Raw genomic sequence first — 16,090 nt, 5'->3', positions numbered from 1 at the left:
ATCTCACGGGAACCTAAATGAGATGACCATCACTTGTCCAGTCTTAGAACATAATTAAAGAACGCTTTGATCTGATTCTTCGTGAGGGGGGCGGGCAAGGGCGTACGCCCGCCCCCGGGTTGCGGGGACGGGCGTCGGTGCCTTGCGTGCGGTCGGGCCTGAGGTCAGTCGAGGTAGCCGCTGCAGGAGCTGGCGAGGTCACCGCTGGCGCCGTTGCCGGACTCGCCCTCCGGCGCGATGCTCTTCGGGTCCTTGTCGCCGGCGTTGAACTCGAAGAACCAGCTGCAGCTGACCCGCTCGGAGGGCTGGCCCTTGGTGTACGTGATCGGCTCCGGCAGGAGGCCGCTGAGGGTCTCGTCCTTGATGGTGTACATCGCCTCCATCGCCGACTTGCGGTCGATGGTCGCCGGCTTGGCGTTGTTCAGGGCCTTCTTGAAGAGCTCGAGGCTGGACCAGATGGCGGTCGAGTTTCCGGAGCTGTAGACGCCGTCGGGGGAGTACTGCTTCATCGCGTCGCGGTAGGTGGCCACGGCCGGGTCGTCGGCCCACCAGGGGAAGCCGTTGGAGCTGCCGGCGGACTTGAGGCCGGCGACCTTGCCGAACTCGGTCTGGTCGAAGCCCGAGTTCATCATCGAGAAGGTGCCGCTGTAGCCCTGCTGGATGCAGTCGGCCGCGAACCGGGTGCCGGTGCCGTAGCCGATGTTCATCGCGATGCCGTCGGTGCCCTTGCCGATGAAGGAGAGGCACTGCGCGGTGTAGTCGGAGGCGGAGGCAGAAACCAGTTGGTTGCCCTCGTCGGACATGTCGACGGTCTCGGCGTAATCGGCGGCCTTGCCGGCGTTCTCCTGGCAGACGGCCACCTCGGCACAGGCTGCCCAGCCGAACTTCTCGGCACCCGCCGCTTTCGCGACGTCGACGTACGCCTTGATGGTGTAGTCCGAGCCGGAGACGTCCTGAAAGACGCCCGGGACCTCGGACCAGAGCAGGTCGCTGGAGCCGCCGCCGCTGATGATCGGCACGTCGGTCCCCTCGAGCATGGCGCCCATCGCGCCCTCGGCGACGAGATCGGTGAGGAAGATCGCGTCGACGTCCTTGTCCTGCATGAAGGACTTCGTCACCGAAGTCGCGCCGGGCACGGTGTTCTTGGTGTCGACGACGTCGATCTCAACGGGGTGGCCGTCGATACCGCCGTTCGCGTTGGTGTATTCCTGCCAGGCGTGAGAGACCGCCTGGGCGGCGAGACCGTTGACAGCCTGCGCGCCCGAGAGCGAGGCGGCGTAGCCGATCTTGATGGGGGTGCCGGTGGGCTTGGGGCCGGAGCCGGCGTTCGAGCCCGCGGCAGCGGTGCTGTCGTCGGCAGAAGCTGCGTTGTCGCTGCCGCTACCGCATGCGGTGAGTGCCAGGCTGGCCACGGCGAAAATTGCACCGAGCCGCGTTGCCTGCTTGAGGGTGAGACTCCTGGATGACACTGGTGCTCCTCATGTGTTAGGTCCCGCCATCGGGCGACGGACGGCCTCGTAGCGAAGTTAATGTGATGAGCATCACTTGTCTAGTAGTATGTTCATAACTTGAAGATCATTTAACTTGTGGGCGCGACGGTCTGGGTCACTCTGGTGGACCTGCTTCTGCTATCGCAGTAGCCTCATTAGAACATCACTAGATGGGACTCTCGACGTAGTGAAGAAGGAGTGAGCATGACTGCGACACCTGACCTGGCGCTGTTGGCCGACAAGATGGAACTCACCGAGCTGGTCGCCCGGCTCGAGCGCGCGGTGGACCGGATGGACCGCGACGGGATCCTGGCGTGCTATTCGGAGAAGTCCTTCGATGACCACGGCCGCTTCCGGGGTAGCCGCGAGGAGTTCGCCGAGTTCATCTGCAACAACCCGGGCTTCACGTCAGCCTCCAGCTTCATCTACCACCTCATGGGCCAGTCGCTCTTCGACGTCGAGGGCGATGAGGCGTACGGCGAGTCGTACTTCGCCTACTGGATGCAGACCTCCGAGGACCGGCTCTACCAGTCGATCGGGCGCTATCTGGACTACTTCCAGCGCACCGAGGACGGCTGGCGGATCACCTACCGGCGCGTCGTCATGGAGTGGGACGGCACGGTTCCCTGCGAGAACGCCGTCCCGGGCGGTCACTTCCGTGGCACGCGCGACCAGAACGACCCGCTCTACAAGCGCCTGAAGTGGCCGGAGAACCCGGAGACCAAGACGTCCATCGGCTGAGGCGGCCGAGTCAGGGCGAGTCCCGGCAGGGCCGGGACTCGCCGTCGGACTCAGATCGACAGGCCGCCGTCGGCTACCACGATCTGCCCGGTGACGAATGACGCATCGGAGGAGAGGAGGAACGCGACGACGCCTGCTATCTCGCTCGGCTCCGAGATCCGGCCCATCGGAATCCGGTTGCTGAGCCTTCTCTCGCCCTCCGGGTCCATCAATCGGTCGATCATCGCGGTTCGCATGTGTCCGGGTCCGACAGCATTCACCCGGATGCCGTCGGCGGCGTGGTCCCGCGCGGCGGCTCGGGTCAAGCCCAGGACGGCATGCTTCGCCGCTGCGTACGACGACACACCGCGCACCTGGACGGTCGTGCTGGCGTAGGACGCGACGTTGACGATCGCCCCGTGGCCGGCCGGGACCATGACGCCCAGCTCGGCCCGCTGACAGCGGAACACACCGTTCAGGTTGACGTCGAGGGTGGCCGACCAGAGCTCGTCGCTGGTGGCGACCGTTGGAGTCGGAGGCGGGCTCACGCCGGCGTTGTTCACTGCTCCGTCGAGGCGGCCGAAGCGCTCCAACGTCGCTGCCACCAACCGGTCGGGGTGCTCAGGGTCGGTGACGTCGCCAGGCAGGACCAACGCCTCCGCGCCAAGTGCCCGGACCGCGGCCGCGACCTCCTCGCAGCGCTCCGCTCGTCGTCCGGTCAGGACCAGGTGGGCGCCCTCCTCGGCGAGGCGCATGGCGCAGGCCTCTCCGAGGCCGCTCGTCGCACCGGTGACCAGCACGACCTGGTCCTCGAAACGGCGTAGACCTGTGCTCATCGAGCGGACTCAGCCCTGTAGCGAGATGGCCTGCATCGGACACATGTCGACCGCTGTCGACACCTCGTCGAGGGCGGCGTCGCTCAGGTCGGCCGAGACGTACTCTCCGGCCGCTTCGGAGCGGAAGCCGAGCTCGCCGGACTCGCTGAACGAGAACACCTCGGGGGCGGAGACGGTGCACTGCCCGAGGTTCTGGCACTGGTGCAGATCGACGGTGAACTTCACGATGGTTTCTCCTGGTTGTCGGTTGGTCTCGCTGTCAGAGGATGGCGAGTGCGTTGGCGGGCGAGCCGGCGGTGCCGGGGCCGTTGAGAGGAGCTGAGGTGAAGAGGAAGTCGAACCGACCGGCGTCCTTGCAGGCGTCGGCCAAGTCGTCGAGGTGCCAGAACTCGCCGATCGGGATGCCCAGCCGGTTGAGCAGGTCCGCGTGCATCCACGGTTCGCGGAACGGGAATGGCTCGAGGGTGAAGTTGTCGGCCGCGACGGCGGCGACGCCGCTGTCCCACAGGTACGCCAGCATCGCGGGGCTCGGCTCGATCCCGGGGCAGCGGAAGTCCGTCGTCGCCAGGGCGGCGCGGGTCTCATACGAGGCCTCGGTGAAGCCGGTCTCCCATCCGGTCCGGATCAGCAGGATCGTGCCCTCGTCGATCGCGACGCCCTGCGCACGTGCACAGTCCTCGAGATCCGCGACGGTGATCTCGCCGTCCGTGCGCCAGTCGAGCTCGCGCCCCTGATCGGTCAGCCAGCGAGCGACGTCGAGCAGGACACCGCGCCCGGCGATGCCGCGCTCGGCCCAGGCCTCGATACCGCGGGACTCGTCGGTGTTGCCGTTGTAGAAGCAGCCATGCTCGACGTCGCGGACGTGCAGGAACCCGTCCCACTGCGAGCTGTACTGCGTGAAGAGCCCCTCCCAGAGGTCGTCCCTGGCACGCTCGCTGCGATGTACGACGTGGGTCGGCGGCCGGCGCCGCGACACCGAGGATGCGGGATGTGGGGAGGGGTAGTAGAGGGAGGCGTTGAGACTGAAGATCTCGCCGGTCCGTACCAGGGCCGCTGCGGCGGCGACCCGTCCGGGCGTGAGCAGGTTGAGCGCGCCGAGCTGCTCGTCGGGTCCGTAGAGGCCGACGGCCCGTCCACCGGGCAGGTCGGCGTAGAGGGGTCGGTCGGGAACGATTGTCATGGTGCTCAGTAGCCGAGCGCCTCGGTCGTCTCGTCCTTCTTGTCGACCCAGCCCACCGGCACCTTCCGGTCGGGATCGAACTCGAAGCCGGGGGTCGCGAACACCTCGGGGCCCAGTCGCGGACGCTCGCCGGGGCCATAGTGCTTGCCGTCGAGTGGCCAGTCGAAGCCCTCCAGGTCGTCGCTGCCCTTGCCCAGGATCGTCCCGCTGCGCTCGAACTCGCCGAGAACCGCCGGCAGCCCGAAGCGCTGCACCGGGCAGGTCTTCATGCAGACCGAACAGCCGGCGGTCTTGCCCATGACCGGGAGGCAACGCTTGGTGTTGAGCTTCGCCTTGACCACGCCCCGGCTTTCCTTGCGGGTCGCCGGGATCGCGCCGGCAGGGCAGCGCTTGACGCAGATCTGGCACTCGTCGCAGATGCCTTCGATGCCGAAGTCGATCGGGGCGTCGTGCACCAGCGGCGCGTTGGTGGTCATCACCTCGATCCGGCAACGAGAGCCGGCGTGCGGGGTGAGCAGCTGCCCGTTGAGGCCGAGCTGGCCGAGACCGGCCTGGACGGCGTACGGGATGACCATCGACTCGCCGACGAAGCCCTCGGCCCGGGCGTCGTAGCCCTGGGCGCGGATCCAGTCGGCGAGGAGCCGCATCCGGTCCTCGAGCCCGGCGTACGCGGTCAGGGCCGCCTTCTCGGCGCGCAGGCTCGGTGCCATCTGGGTGGAGTCGAAGTTCTGCTCCAGGATTCCCACGATGACGGTGTCGCCGACCGCGAGGCCGTGGTACTCGGCGTAGTTGTACTTGATGTCGTAGGCCGTCACGCCGACTGCGCCCAGGCCCAGACGGGCGGCTTCGGCCTTCACCGCGCGGGTCAGCTCGGCCGGCGTGACGCGGGCGGGGACGGTGGTGGCACCGGGGTCGAGGTTCGCCTGAGCCCGGCGGCGGGCCGCGCCCTGGACCCGCGGCGAGGTGGAGAGCAGGGAGATCCACATGTGCCCGGTCGGGCTGTTCTCTCCACGCATCTCCGGGTGGAGCCGGATGAAGTCGTGCAGGGGGACCTCGTCGTACGCCTGCTGCTGTGCCTCAGGTAGGAGCGTGACCCCTGGGGAGGTCAGCAGGTCCGCGGCCGGCGTCGGGATCGGTGCGGTCCAGGCCCGGGCGTGCGGAGCGCGCCGGGGGTGGGCCCAGATCGGCAGTCGAGGGATCCACCACATCTTCGGCCGGAAGGGGAGTGTCTTGCGTGCGATCGGATAGAGCAGGTCACCGAGCTGGTGACCCCACTTCAGCGCCGCGCGCTGCAGACCGTTGCGGGTGAACTTGCCGGGCATCGTCCTCGCCCCTTCTTGTCGACGCCTATTGTGTCGAAGTGATGTTACTATGAGTCTGAAGTGAGATCCACCTCACCGCTAGCCGAGATCGAGAGCCGATGACGAACACTGGATCGATGACTCTGCCGCTGGATCCCTCCGCGGCTGCCGAAGGCACCTTCGCCGCCACGATCAGTGCGCTGACCGCCGAGGCCGAGGGCGTGCGCTCGATGGTGCTGACCCGCACGGACGGCGGCCCGATGCCGGTGTGGCAACCCGGCGCCCACATCGATCTGGTGCTAGCCAACGGCATCGAGCGGCAGTACTCGCTGTGCGGCGACCCGGCCGACCGCTCCGCGTGGCGCGTCGCGGTCCTGCGCGAGCCCGAGAGTCGTGGCGGGTCGTCGTACCTGCACGACGAGATCGAGGCGGGCGAGATGATCGGCGTGCGCGGCCCCCGCAACGAGTTCCCTCTGGACCGGGCCGACAGGCACCTCTTCATCGCCGGGGGCATCGGCATCACGCCGTTGCTGCCGATGATCGCCGAGCTCCATGCTGCCGGTGCCGAGTGGCGGTTGGTCTACGGCGGCCGTCGCCGAGGATCGATGGCGTTCCTCGGCGAGCTCGAGAGGTACGGCGACCGGGTGACGATCTGGCCCGAGGACGAGCGCGGCCTGATCGACCTGCCGGGCCTGCTGGCCGAGCCGGTGACGGGCACGCATGTCTACTGTTGCGGCCCGGGCGTCCTGATCGACGCCGTCGAGGCACAGAGCGCCGCCTGGCCTCACGGCACCCTGCACGTCGAGCGCTTCCGGCCCAAGGACGGCGCCCTGAGTGGCCCGACGACGAGCTTCGAGGTCGTCCTGGAGACCAGCGGTCTGACGCTCACCGTCGGTGCGGACCAGAGCGTCGCCGACGTCGTCGAGGCCGCCGGCGTCGACATCCTGACCTCATGCCGCGAAGGGACGTGCGGCACGTGCGAGACAACGGTCATCGAGGGCATTCCTGACCATCGCGACTCGTTGCTCACCGAGGCCGAGCAAGCGGAGAACGATGTGATGATGATCTGCTGTTCGCGCTCGAAGTCGCCGCGTCTGGTGCTGGACCTGTGAGCACGGTCGCCGAAGCCGCCGACATCGAGGACAGGGCGGCACGCTTCTTCGCGCTCGATCCGGAGCTGCTGGCCGACCCCTGGGCGCTCTACGCCGACCTGCGTGAGCGGGCGCCCCTGCTTCGGGTCGGGCCGGTCGTCGTGGTCTCGCGCTATGACGACATCAAGATGATCCTCCGGGACACCGAGCGTTTCTCGAACCGGCGTCAGACCGGATCGCGGGTCACGCAGCGGCGAGCGAGCCTGTCCGGCGCCGAGCTGGCCATGTACGACCACCTGATCGGTCACGACTCGCACCACCTGGGGCTCAACGACCAGCCGGACCACACCCGGCTGCGTCGTTTCGTCGCCCAGGCGTTCTCCGCCCGCGCCGTCAACGCGCTTCGTGGGGAGGCCGAGCAGATCGCCGAGGAGCTGCTGGACCGAATCGATACCCGGGGTGAGGAGCCCTTCGACCTGGGCGACTTCTCCTTCTACCTGCCGTTCCGGGTGGTCTGCCGGATGATGCACATCCCCGACATCGACGTCGAGTCCTTCCGCGGCTGGGCGCTCGCGGCCCGGCGCGGGCTCGGCACTAACTATGAGAACCTCGCCGAGGCCCACGACGCGGTGCGGAACATCGAGGCGTACGTGCACGAGGTGATCCGTTCGCGTCGCCCCGGTTCCGCGGGTGAGGAGTCGGGCGACGACCTGGTGTCGAACCTGCTCGCCAAGGGCGAGGACGGATCCGGGCTCAGTGACGCCGAGCTGACCACCATGTTCACCGTCATGCTCACCTCGGGCAACGCCAACGACATGATCTCCAACGCGGTCATCGCGCTGGATGCCTGGCCCGAGCAGCGGGCCCTGCTCAACGAGCGCCCGGAGCTGCTGAAGAACGCGATCGAGGAGTTCTTCCGCTACTGCCCCTCGGCCCACGGGGTGCACCGCGCGGTCGCGATCGACACCGAGATCGACGGCTTCGAGATCAAGGCGGGGGAGACCCTGCGCCTGGTGGTCGCCTCGGCCAACCATGACCCGGCGAGGTTCACCGATCCCGAGCGGCTCGACATCGAGCGCGAGGACGCCAAGCATCACCTCGACCTCGGGTTCGGCATCCACACCTGCCTGGGGCAGTGGCTCGCCCGCCTCGACATCGAGGTCGGGCTCACGGCCCTCTACCGGCGTTATCCCGACCTCCGGGTGGCCGGTGCCTTCGACTACCGGCCCGAGTACAACTTCCGGGGCCCGGTGCGCCTGATGGTTGCCCGCTGACGGGCAGCGACCCGGCGCCGGCGGCGTCGAGATACCGGTCCGCTTCGTGCTCGACCTGGTGAGCAGATCGCTCAACAGGGTCGCTGCAGTCGCGGGAGCACGTCCTTCTCGATCACGTGCAGCGACCGCCACGAAGCGTGCGGCTCGAGGCCTCCCAGGAGCGGCTTGAGATGCAAGCCCTCCCCGCGGCGTACGCGATCGACCGCCTCATCGGGGGTCAGCACGAGGTGACCGCCGGCCTCCCTGAGGTCCTCGGCCGTCGTCGCGGATTGCTGTCGGTAGACACCGGGCTGATCCTTGGTCCACTCGACGTAGGAGTTGGTGTCGTGGAGCGCATGCGGTCCGATGGCTCGCCAGGTCGCCTCGACGTCATGGGTCACGAAGGTGGTCGGGTGTCCCGCGAGCGACGGCGCGATGTCGGGAGCGCCCTTGCCGAGCCGCCGCAGCTCGTCCAGGTAGACATCGACCAGCCCCGGTTTCGAGGGCCGGTAGCCGTCGGCTATCCGGGCAGCACGGCGTGCGCTGCCCTCCGAGCCGCCCCCGAGGACGATCGGGATCCGCGGGCGCTGAAGCGGCCGAGGTCGCACGCGGGCCGTCCGGCCCCGATAGGTGAACGGCTCGCCGGTCCACGCACGGGTCATCACCTCGACGCCCGCGTCGACGAGCGCGGCACGCGACGCGAACGGTCGTCCGAACATGTCGAACTCTGAGCGTCGATAGCCCGCCGCGACCACGACGGTGAGCCGGCCGGCCGAGATGAGATCCAGGACCGCGAGCTCCTCGGCGGCCATCACCGGATCGTGCAGCGGCAGGACGAGTGCAGAGACCCATATGCGGATCCGCGTCGTGCGCGCGGCGACCGCGGCGGCGAACACGAGTGGCGACGGGAGGTAACCGTCCTCGCTGCCATGGTGCTCCATTACATGGATGGCGTCGAAGCCGACACGATCCGCCCATGCCGCCTGATCCAGTGCGGCTTGGTAAAGATCCGATGGAGAGGCGCCGAACTCGGGAGCGCGCAGATCGTAGGAGACGGTCAGGAGATCGTTCATGCGGGATGTCTCGTCGGGTCTGCTAGACAGGCTGTACGCCGGCGTGGATCTTGGTCGTGCGCAGCCACTCCTCCGGCACCGGGTGGCGGAAGATCCGCTCCGCCGTGCGGTAGGCGAGGTTCAGCTGGTCATCGAGCGGCAGATTCTTCAGCCGGCTGTGGAACAGCTCCTGGGAGTTCGGCCAGGTCGAGTCCGAATGCGGATAGTCCGTCTCCATCATGACGTGGTCGCTACCGATGAGCTCGACGGCGTCCATGTTCCGCGGGTTGTCGATCACGCAGAAGTAGATGTGGTTGAGCAGCGTCTCCGCGGGAGTCTCGTCCCACTTCCAGCTGCGGTGGAACTCGGCGATCGCACTGTGATCCTTGATGTACTCGAGCCGGTCGACAGCCATGGGCAACCAGCCGATGCCGCCTTCGGACAGCGCCAGCTTGAGCGTCGGGTACTTGTTGAGCACGCCTGACATGACCCACTCGATGCCCGTCACGAACGAGGTCGCGGAGAACAACGCGGCCAGCGTGAGATCCAGCGGGTCCGTCGCCTTGCCGCGCAGCTGCATCGCGACGTCCTTCGGGAGCGGGTCGACGACGTAGCCCGCCGAACCGAGGTGGGAGCAGATGACCGTCTCGGTCTCCGCCAGCGCCTCCCAGATCGGGGTCCAGTAGTCATCGCCGATCCGGGGCAGGCCCATGTGCGGTGGGAGGTCGGGCATCGTCGCGCACTTGAAGCCGCGCTCGGCGTTCCGACGGATGTCGTCGGCGGCGGTCTTCGGGTCCAGGCACCAGACCAGCTGCATCGGGACGATGCGCCCGGGGTGGGTGCCGGCGAGGTAGTCGAGGTGCCAGTCGTTGTAGGCGCGAAGCGTGGCCAGGCCGAGCTCAGGATCCTTGGCCGCCATGAGCTGTCGACCGGCGAAGCCGAAGCCGCCGCCTGGAAAGCACATGTGGGCGTAGACGCCGTCGATGTCCATGTCCGCGACGCGTGCGTCGATGTCGTACGAACCGGGGCGCATCTCGGTGTCGCGCACCGGGTCCCGGTCCCAGGTGTACGGGTCGAGGCCGACGACGTTCTCCAGCCCGCTGTCGACCAGCAACCGGTCGTCGAACAGCCAGCCTTCGCCGCCGTCGGGGGTGTCCACGCGCCGGGGAGCGCGGGCCTGCAGGGCGGCGGGCAGGCGACCTTCGAACATGTCGCGCGGCTCGCGCAGATGGTCGTCGACGGAGATCAATGGATAGTGACGCTCGCGCGGTTCCGGCTCGGGAAGGAACTTCGGCTCGGGACGGTCCATGACTACTCCTGGGATGCAGGTTGGGGGTGTAGGTCAAACGCGGCGACACCTATGACGTTCAGGTGTTTCCTACCACTTATTCAATGGTTGTGCAATGATGATTAAATGGTGTAGAAAACGGAGGGCCACCACGGCAAGGACCTAGCGACGGAGGATCTGTGAGCGTGAGTCATGAGGCTTCGCCGGCCGGTCGACGCGAGTGGGGTCCGATCGACGTGCCTGTCTACTGCCGTTCGTGCGGCAAGGGCACCGAGCATCGCTGGGCCGACTTCCTCGCCGAGCGGATCGAGTGTCAGGTGTGCCGTACGAGCAGGCCTGTCGAGCACGTCGAGGGCGATCCCGCGCTCTGAGAGTGAAGAGGAACCCATGAGACTCGCTTCTCATATCGCTATCGGTGTCCGCGATCTCGAGCGGTCGCTGGGCTTCTATCGCGACGCCCTCGGGATGACGGTGATCCGTGATGCGAGCAACGCCCCGCCGGCCGATCAGCTCTACGGACCAGAGGTCGGCTCGACGTTGCGGCGCGAGGTGATGCTGCGCTGTGGCGGGAACGACGGTGAGGGGTACGGCGACCGACTGTTCCTCGCCATCTCGCAGTCCGACGAGCTCGCCGATAATGCACCACTCCATCTGGGGCAGATCGGCATCCATCACATCGGGTTCTGGGTCGATGACGTCCTGGATCTCGCGAGCCGGCTCGAGGACGCCGGCTATCCGCCCGTGTCGGTCAAGGAGACCACCGGCATCGGGTACGGCGAGAGCGGCGAGCAGCCGATGCGCGCGATGTTCGTCAAGGACCCCGACGGCGCGATCCTCCAGTTCGACGAGCGGGTCTGCTAACTTGTTGCTATTGTTTACATGCATCATTAAAGCAATGGAGAGGAAGGTACGCCGTGGAGGACAGGCTGGCTGTGCTGGAGGCGCGACTGCGGGAGCTCGAGGACGAGCGTGAGATCCGCGAGCTCCTGGCCCGCTACGGCTACTACGCCGACGCGCCTCTCGACGAGGAGTACTTCGCGCTCTTCACCGACGACTGCGTCATGGACGTGTCCGCCGGACGCGGCGAGGACCCCTACGAGGTCGTCCGCTGGGAGGGACTGGACGAGATGCGCCGGTTCCTGTCCGAGCGCACCGCGCAGCACGACAACGGCTTCTACGGGCGCAGCTTCCACGTGCAGGGGAACAACCTGGCGGTCAAAGTGAGCGGCGACGACGCCGTGGCCAACGGCTACTCGTTCATCTTCCACCAGGACGGCGCCACCCTGAAGCTGCTCAGCGCCTCGATGAACGAGTGGGCCTTCCGTCGCGAGGGCGGCCGGTGGCGGATCCAGATGCGCAAGCGCCGGATGGCCGGTGCTCCCGACATCGCTGAGGTCCTCCGGGCGGCGGAATGACGGCGGCCCTGGAGGGTGTGCGGGTCATCGACCTCTCGCGCGTCCTGGCGGGCCCGTACTGCGCTCAGATGTTGGCCGACCATGGCGCCGAGGTGATCAAGGTCGAGCCCACCGCGGGTGACCTGACCCGCACCTGGGGCCCCGCACGGCCGGACGGCGTGAGCTCCTACTACGCCGGTCTCAACCGCAACAAGGAGCACGCGAGCGCCGACCTGTCGACCGCCGAGGGGCGGGCGCTGGTGCTGCGGCTGCTGCAGGACGCGGACGTCCTGGTGGAGAACTTCAAGCCCGGCGTGATGGAGCGCTGGGGCCTGGCGGCCACGTCGCTCCAGGAGCGGTTCCCACGACTGGTCCACTGCCGGATCACAGCCTTCGGCACCGAAGGCCCGATGGCCGGTCTCCCGGGCTATGACGCGGTGATCCAGGCGTACACCGGGATCATGCATCTGAACGGCGAGCCGGATGGCGGCCCGATGCGGGTGCCGATGCCGGTCACCGACCTCACCGCCGGTCTGCTCGCGCTCTCGGGTGTTCTGCTGGCGCTGCACGAGCGGGCGACCTCGGGCCGGGGACAGCTGGTCGACCTGAGCCTCGCCGACGGCGCACTCAGCCTGTTGCATCCGATCGCCGCGAACTACTTCATGACCGGTGAGCCTCCGCGCCGGCTCGGCAGTGGTCACCCCAACATCGCGCCGTGCGAGGTGTTCGACTCGCCGGTGGGCCAGGTGTACGTCGCGGCCGGCTCGGATCAGCAGTTCGCCCTCCTCGTCGACTTCCTGGGCGAGCCGGCTCTGGCTGCCGATCCGCACTACCGCACCAACGGCGACCGACTGGCCAACCGGCACGAGCTCAACGCCGCCCTGGCCGCGCTAGTGGGCCGCCTTGACCCGGACACCGACATCGCCGGCGACATGATCACCAAGGGTGTGCCGGCCAGCGTCGTCCGACCGGTCGAGCAGGTGCTCGGCGACCCGTACCTACGCGAGCACGAGATGGTCACCGAGGCCGGCGGGGTCCGGATGCTCGGCGTCCCGGTGCGGCTCTCGCGTACCCCCGGCACCGTGCGCACCCCGCCGCGCAGACAGGGCGCCGACACCCGTGCCGTGCTCGCGAGCGCCGGCCTGACCTCCTCGCAGATCGAGGACCTGATCACCCGCGGAGTCGTCGTCGCCGACGACAGCCCGATCACGATGCACCCACCCGAGGAGAGATAGTGGAGTTCGAGAACATTCTGTACGGCGTCGAGGATCGGATCGCCACGATCACGCTCAACCGCCCGGAGAAGCGCAACGCGCTCAGCCCGGCCCTTCGCCACGACATCCTGACCGCGATCAAGGCGGCCGAGCGTGACGACGACGTCGCCGTCATCCTGTTGCAGGGTGCCGGTCACGGCTTCTGCGCCGGGTACGACATGAACAGCTACGCGGGCGGGAACAAGAATCCGGAGCGCCCCGAGGGCTGGAACCACTCGGAGCACTTCGAGTCCTGGACGGGCCAGTTCCCCCGTAGCTGCCTGCGTGACTGGTTGACGATCTGGGACTGCCTCAAGCCGGTCGTGGCCAAGGTCCACGGGTTCGCGCTGGCCGGTGGCTCGGAGATCATGTCGATGTGTGACATCGTCTTCGCGGCTGACGACGCCATCATGGGCTATCCGCCTACCCGTGCTCAGGGGACGCCCGACGTCGAGTACTTCCCGTGGAAGATGACGATGGCGCAGGCGAAGTACCTCCAGCTCACCGGCAACTCGGTGACCGGCAAGCGGGCCGAGGAGATCGGCTGGATCGCCAAGAGCTTCCCGGCCGACGAACTTGACGCACAGGTCGCTCGCGAGCTGCGCGCGATGTCCTCGATCCACCCCGCGATGCTCGCCGCCAACAAGCAGGCGCTCAACCAGACTTACGAGACGATGGGCTTCCGGGCAGCGCTGCAGTCCGCCGTGCCGTGGTACGTCATGGGCGCGAGCTTCCGTCCCGGCGCCGGTGAGTTCCGGCAGATCGCCGCTAACGAGGGAATCAAGGCGGCCCTGACCTGGCGGGACGGCGCGTTCCGTGAGGAGGGGTTCGTGCTGTGAGCACCTCGAACGCTGTCACCGGTGTGGCTGACGACGACTACCCCAAGGTCGGCAGCCTCAACCACGTCGCCCTCGGCGTACGCGACCTCGAGGCTTCGGTGCGCTTCTACGTCGAGGGGCTCGGCATGCGGCAGACGCTGACCAAGGAGACCAGCGACCTCACCCCGACCCTGATGCGGCTCGCCGAACACGCCAAGGCGACCACCGTCTTCGTGCAGGGCGCCTCGAGGGTCGGCCAGATCGAGCTCGCCCAGTGGAACCTGCAGGCAGGGGAGGGGAACCGGCCCAACCGTCCCGGCGACATCGGGATGGGGCAGCTGTCCTTCCCCGTCGACCCCGAACACATCGGCCCACTTCACGACCGGCTGGTCGAGATGGGCTACGAGGTCTACTCCGAGCCCACCACCAGCGTGATCAAGAACTACGGACCGGTCACCCTCTTCCTCTGCGAGGACCCGGACGGCAACCAGGTGGAGCTGATCGCTCTGCCGTCACCCGAGACGGTGCGCCAGTTCCGCGCCGAGGCCAAGGAGGCCCAGATCCGATGACCCAGCTCGACGACGCCCTGGACCTGAGCGCTCCGGAGACCGACCACGACGCGGTCGTCCGCGACTGGCTCGACCGGTTGAACAGCGCAGTGGCGGCCGGCGACCTCACCGCGATGCGGTCGTTGCTCTCCGCCGACCCGTGGTGGCGCGACATCTATGCGCTGACCTGGGACCTGGTCGCCATGCACGGGGCCGACGACATCGTCGAGGGCATCGCCACGGCCCGGAAGCTGGCCGGCTTCGGCGACCTGCGGCTCGACGAGTCCTGGCCGGTCTCGTTCAACGGCACCTACATCGAGGCGATCTACCACTTCGGGACCGAGGTCTCCACCGGCCGCGGCGTCGTCCGCCTGGTGCAGGAGGACGACGGCGCCTGGCGATCCTGGATCGTCTCGACCAGCCTGGAGACGCTGCGCGACTTCCCGGAACCGGTCGTGTCCATCGATGACGCCGCCAAGGACGAGCACAACGCGCCGACGGCTCCCGTGGAGCCGGGTGGGCGCCGGTCCCTGACCGAGGTCCGCGCCGAGCGCGCGGAGTACCGCGACGACGACCCGAGCGTGCTGATCATCGGTGCCGGGCACTCCGGCATCTTCCTGGCCGCCCGGCTCGCTCAGCTCGGGGTCTCCACCCTGATGGTCGACCGCTACGCGCGGGCCGGGGACAACTGGCGGCTGCGCTACAACGGCCTGCTGCTGCACGACACCAAGTGGGCGACCCAGTTCCCATACCTGCCCTACCCGACGACGTGGCCGCTGTTCACGCCGAAGGAGAAGCTGGCGGACTGGATGGAGTCCTACATCGACCTGCTCGACCTCGACCTGTGGACGAGCACGAACGTCACCAGCGCGACGTACGACGAGCAGGCCGGTCGGTGGACGGTCCAGCTGGACCACGCCGGCGAGAGCCGGACGCTGCACCCGCAGCACCTCGTCTTCGCGACAGGACGCGAGACGATGGCGCGTCAGCCGGCGGTCGAAGGCTCGGAGGACTTCACCGGCATCGTGGCCCACTCCAGCACGCACGTCGGTGGGGAGGCGGTGCGCGGCAAGCGGGTCGTCGTGGTCGGCGCGGGCGCCAGCGCTCACGACATCACCCAGGACGCGTACGAGCACGGCGCCGCGTCGGTGACGATGGTGCAGCGCAGTCCCGTCCTGGTGTTCTCCCAGCGACACGGCCTGAAGATGATCTTCGGCAACTACTACGGCGAGGACGGCCCCGAGCTCGCCACCGCGGACCTGCTCTCCAGCGCGACCCCGCTCGCCCTGGGCACGTCACTGGCCCCGACCGTGACCCGCAGGATCGCCGAGCTCGACGCCGACCTGCTCGCCGGCCTGGCGACGGCCGGCTTCCGCACCACCCTCGGTCCGGGCGACGCCGGACAGGCGTACCTGACCACCCGGGGCGGCGGCGCCGTCTACATCGACAAGGGCAACTGTGCGCTGATCATCAACGGCGATGTCCGGGTGCAGCCGGGCGAGGTCGCGCGGCTCAGCGCCGACGGCGTCGTCTACACCGACGGCACCGAGGAGCAGGCCGACGTCGTGGTGTTCTGCACCGGCTTCGAGAACATGCGCGAGGCCACCCGGCCCATCGTGGGCGACGAGGTCGCCGACTCCCTGGCCACCGTCTGGAACGTCGACGACCGCGGCGAGCTGCGGACCACGCTGCGGCACTCCGGGCACCAGCGGCTCTGGTTCATGGCCACCGGCCTGCGGCTGGCGCGGTTCTACTCGCAGCACGTCGCGCTGCTGATCAAGGCCATGGACGCAGGCCTCATCGACCCGAGCATCAACGTCGACCGCAAACAGGCTCTGGTCGGCTGAGTCAGAGCCCCTGCTCGAG

17 protein-coding genes are annotated in these 16,090 nt (G+C 68.0%); 10 read left to right on the top strand and 7 right to left on the bottom strand.

Features of this window, described 5'->3' with window-relative positions:
• Nucleotides 1-164: 164 nt before the first annotated feature.
• The gene (locus ACIRON_RS18565; protein ID WP_402994193.1) at nucleotides 165-1,469 is read right to left on the bottom strand and encodes an ABC transporter substrate-binding protein; all 1,305 of its coding nucleotides are present in this window, start codon (nucleotides 1,467-1,469) and stop codon (nucleotides 165-167) included.
• A gap of 225 nt (nucleotides 1,470-1,694) precedes the next feature.
• On the opposite strand from ACIRON_RS18565, the gene ACIRON_RS18560 reads away from it, so the two are divergent.
• A complete protein-coding gene (locus ACIRON_RS18560) occupies nucleotides 1,695-2,231 on the top strand; it encodes a nuclear transport factor 2 family protein (RefSeq protein WP_402994191.1) in 537 nt (178 codons plus the stop codon).
• 50 nt (nucleotides 2,232-2,281) lie between these two features.
• Here the strand turns inward: ACIRON_RS18560 and ACIRON_RS18555 are convergent, their stop codons facing one another.
• Genes ACIRON_RS18555 through ACIRON_RS18540 form a run of 4 tightly spaced genes read right to left on the bottom strand, consistent with a single transcriptional unit; the run spans nucleotide 2,282 to nucleotide 5,548 of the window.
• Nucleotides 2,282-3,046 carry an SDR family NAD(P)-dependent oxidoreductase gene (locus ACIRON_RS18555; RefSeq protein WP_402994189.1) on the bottom strand — a complete coding sequence of 255 codons (765 nt, stop codon included), beginning with the start codon at nucleotides 3,044-3,046 and terminating at the stop codon, nucleotides 2,282-2,284.
• A 9-nt stretch (nucleotides 3,047-3,055) separates the two neighbouring features.
• Complete coding sequence (locus tag ACIRON_RS18550; RefSeq protein WP_402994187.1) at nucleotides 3,056-3,271, bottom strand: ferredoxin; 216 nt, start codon at nucleotides 3,269-3,271, stop codon at nucleotides 3,056-3,058.
• 34 nt (nucleotides 3,272-3,305) lie between these two features.
• Nucleotides 3,306-4,226, bottom strand: a complete 921-nt coding sequence (locus ACIRON_RS18545) for a cyclase family protein (RefSeq protein ID WP_402994185.1) — start codon at nucleotides 4,224-4,226, stop codon at nucleotides 3,306-3,308.
• 5 nt (nucleotides 4,227-4,231) lie between these two features.
• On the bottom strand, nucleotides 4,232-5,548 hold the full coding sequence (locus tag ACIRON_RS18540) for a hypothetical protein (protein WP_402994183.1): 1,317 nt from the start codon (nucleotides 5,546-5,548) through the stop codon (nucleotides 4,232-4,234).
• Nucleotides 5,549-5,664: 116 nt separating this feature from the next.
• Between ACIRON_RS18540 and ACIRON_RS18535 the strand changes: the two genes are divergently transcribed.
• Entirely contained in the window at nucleotides 5,665-6,639 is a 975-nt protein-coding gene (locus tag ACIRON_RS18535) for a PDR/VanB family oxidoreductase (RefSeq protein ID WP_402994181.1), read from the top strand.
• Nucleotides 6,636-7,892 carry a cytochrome P450 gene (locus ACIRON_RS18530; protein ID WP_402994179.1) on the top strand — a complete coding sequence of 419 codons (1,257 nt, stop codon included), beginning with the start codon at nucleotides 6,636-6,638 and terminating at the stop codon, nucleotides 7,890-7,892. The genes ACIRON_RS18535 and ACIRON_RS18530 overlap by 4 nt, the downstream gene beginning before the upstream one ends.
• Nucleotides 7,893-7,963: 71 nt before the next feature.
• Here the strand turns inward: ACIRON_RS18530 and ACIRON_RS18525 are convergent, their stop codons facing one another.
• The gene (locus ACIRON_RS18525) at nucleotides 7,964-8,944 is read right to left on the bottom strand and encodes an LLM class flavin-dependent oxidoreductase (RefSeq protein ID WP_402994177.1); all 981 of its coding nucleotides are present in this window, start codon (nucleotides 8,942-8,944) and stop codon (nucleotides 7,964-7,966) included.
• Nucleotides 8,945-8,966: 22 nt separating this feature from the next.
• The gene (locus tag ACIRON_RS18520) at nucleotides 8,967-10,232 is read right to left on the bottom strand and encodes an amidohydrolase family protein (RefSeq protein ID WP_402994175.1); all 1,266 of its coding nucleotides are present in this window, start codon (nucleotides 10,230-10,232) and stop codon (nucleotides 8,967-8,969) included.
• Between the two features lie 164 nt (nucleotides 10,233-10,396).
• Between ACIRON_RS18520 and ACIRON_RS18515 the strand changes: the two genes are divergently transcribed.
• From ACIRON_RS18515 to ACIRON_RS18485, 7 genes are read left to right on the top strand one after another with little or no spacing between them, the layout of a single operon-like run.
• Entirely contained in the window at nucleotides 10,397-10,582 is a 186-nt protein-coding gene (locus tag ACIRON_RS18515; protein ID WP_402994173.1) for a hypothetical protein, read from the top strand.
• Between the two features lie 16 nt (nucleotides 10,583-10,598).
• Nucleotides 10,599-11,072 carry a VOC family protein gene (locus ACIRON_RS18510; protein WP_402994171.1) on the top strand — a complete coding sequence of 158 codons (474 nt, stop codon included), beginning with the start codon at nucleotides 10,599-10,601 and terminating at the stop codon, nucleotides 11,070-11,072.
• A gap of 53 nt (nucleotides 11,073-11,125) precedes the next feature.
• Complete coding sequence (locus ACIRON_RS18505; RefSeq protein ID WP_402994169.1) at nucleotides 11,126-11,626, top strand: nuclear transport factor 2 family protein; 501 nt, start codon at nucleotides 11,126-11,128, stop codon at nucleotides 11,624-11,626.
• Complete coding sequence (locus tag ACIRON_RS18500; protein WP_402994167.1) at nucleotides 11,623-12,840, top strand: CaiB/BaiF CoA transferase family protein; 1,218 nt, start codon at nucleotides 11,623-11,625, stop codon at nucleotides 12,838-12,840. The genes ACIRON_RS18505 and ACIRON_RS18500 overlap by 4 nt, the downstream gene beginning before the upstream one ends.
• A complete protein-coding gene (locus ACIRON_RS18495; protein ID WP_402994165.1) occupies nucleotides 12,840-13,697 on the top strand; it encodes an enoyl-CoA hydratase-related protein in 858 nt (285 codons plus the stop codon). Before ACIRON_RS18500 ends, ACIRON_RS18495 begins: the two co-directional genes overlap by 1 nt.
• Complete coding sequence (locus ACIRON_RS18490; protein ID WP_402994163.1) at nucleotides 13,694-14,245, top strand: VOC family protein; 552 nt, start codon at nucleotides 13,694-13,696, stop codon at nucleotides 14,243-14,245. The genes ACIRON_RS18495 and ACIRON_RS18490 overlap by 4 nt, the downstream gene beginning before the upstream one ends.
• Nucleotides 14,242-16,071: an FAD-dependent oxidoreductase gene (locus ACIRON_RS18485; protein WP_402994162.1), complete on the top strand. Its 1,830-nt coding sequence runs from the start codon at nucleotides 14,242-14,244 to the stop codon at nucleotides 16,069-16,071. The genes ACIRON_RS18490 and ACIRON_RS18485 overlap by 4 nt, the downstream gene beginning before the upstream one ends.
• Nucleotides 16,072-16,090 lie beyond the last annotated feature (19 nt).

Origin of the sequence: Nocardioides sp. NPDC101246 (assembly GCF_044767415.1) — a bacterium.
GTDB lineage: Bacteria > Actinomycetota > Actinomycetes > Propionibacteriales > Nocardioidaceae > Nocardioides.
Note: the sequence above shows the minus strand (reverse complement) of the source record. Positions and strands in the feature narration are given on the sequence as shown.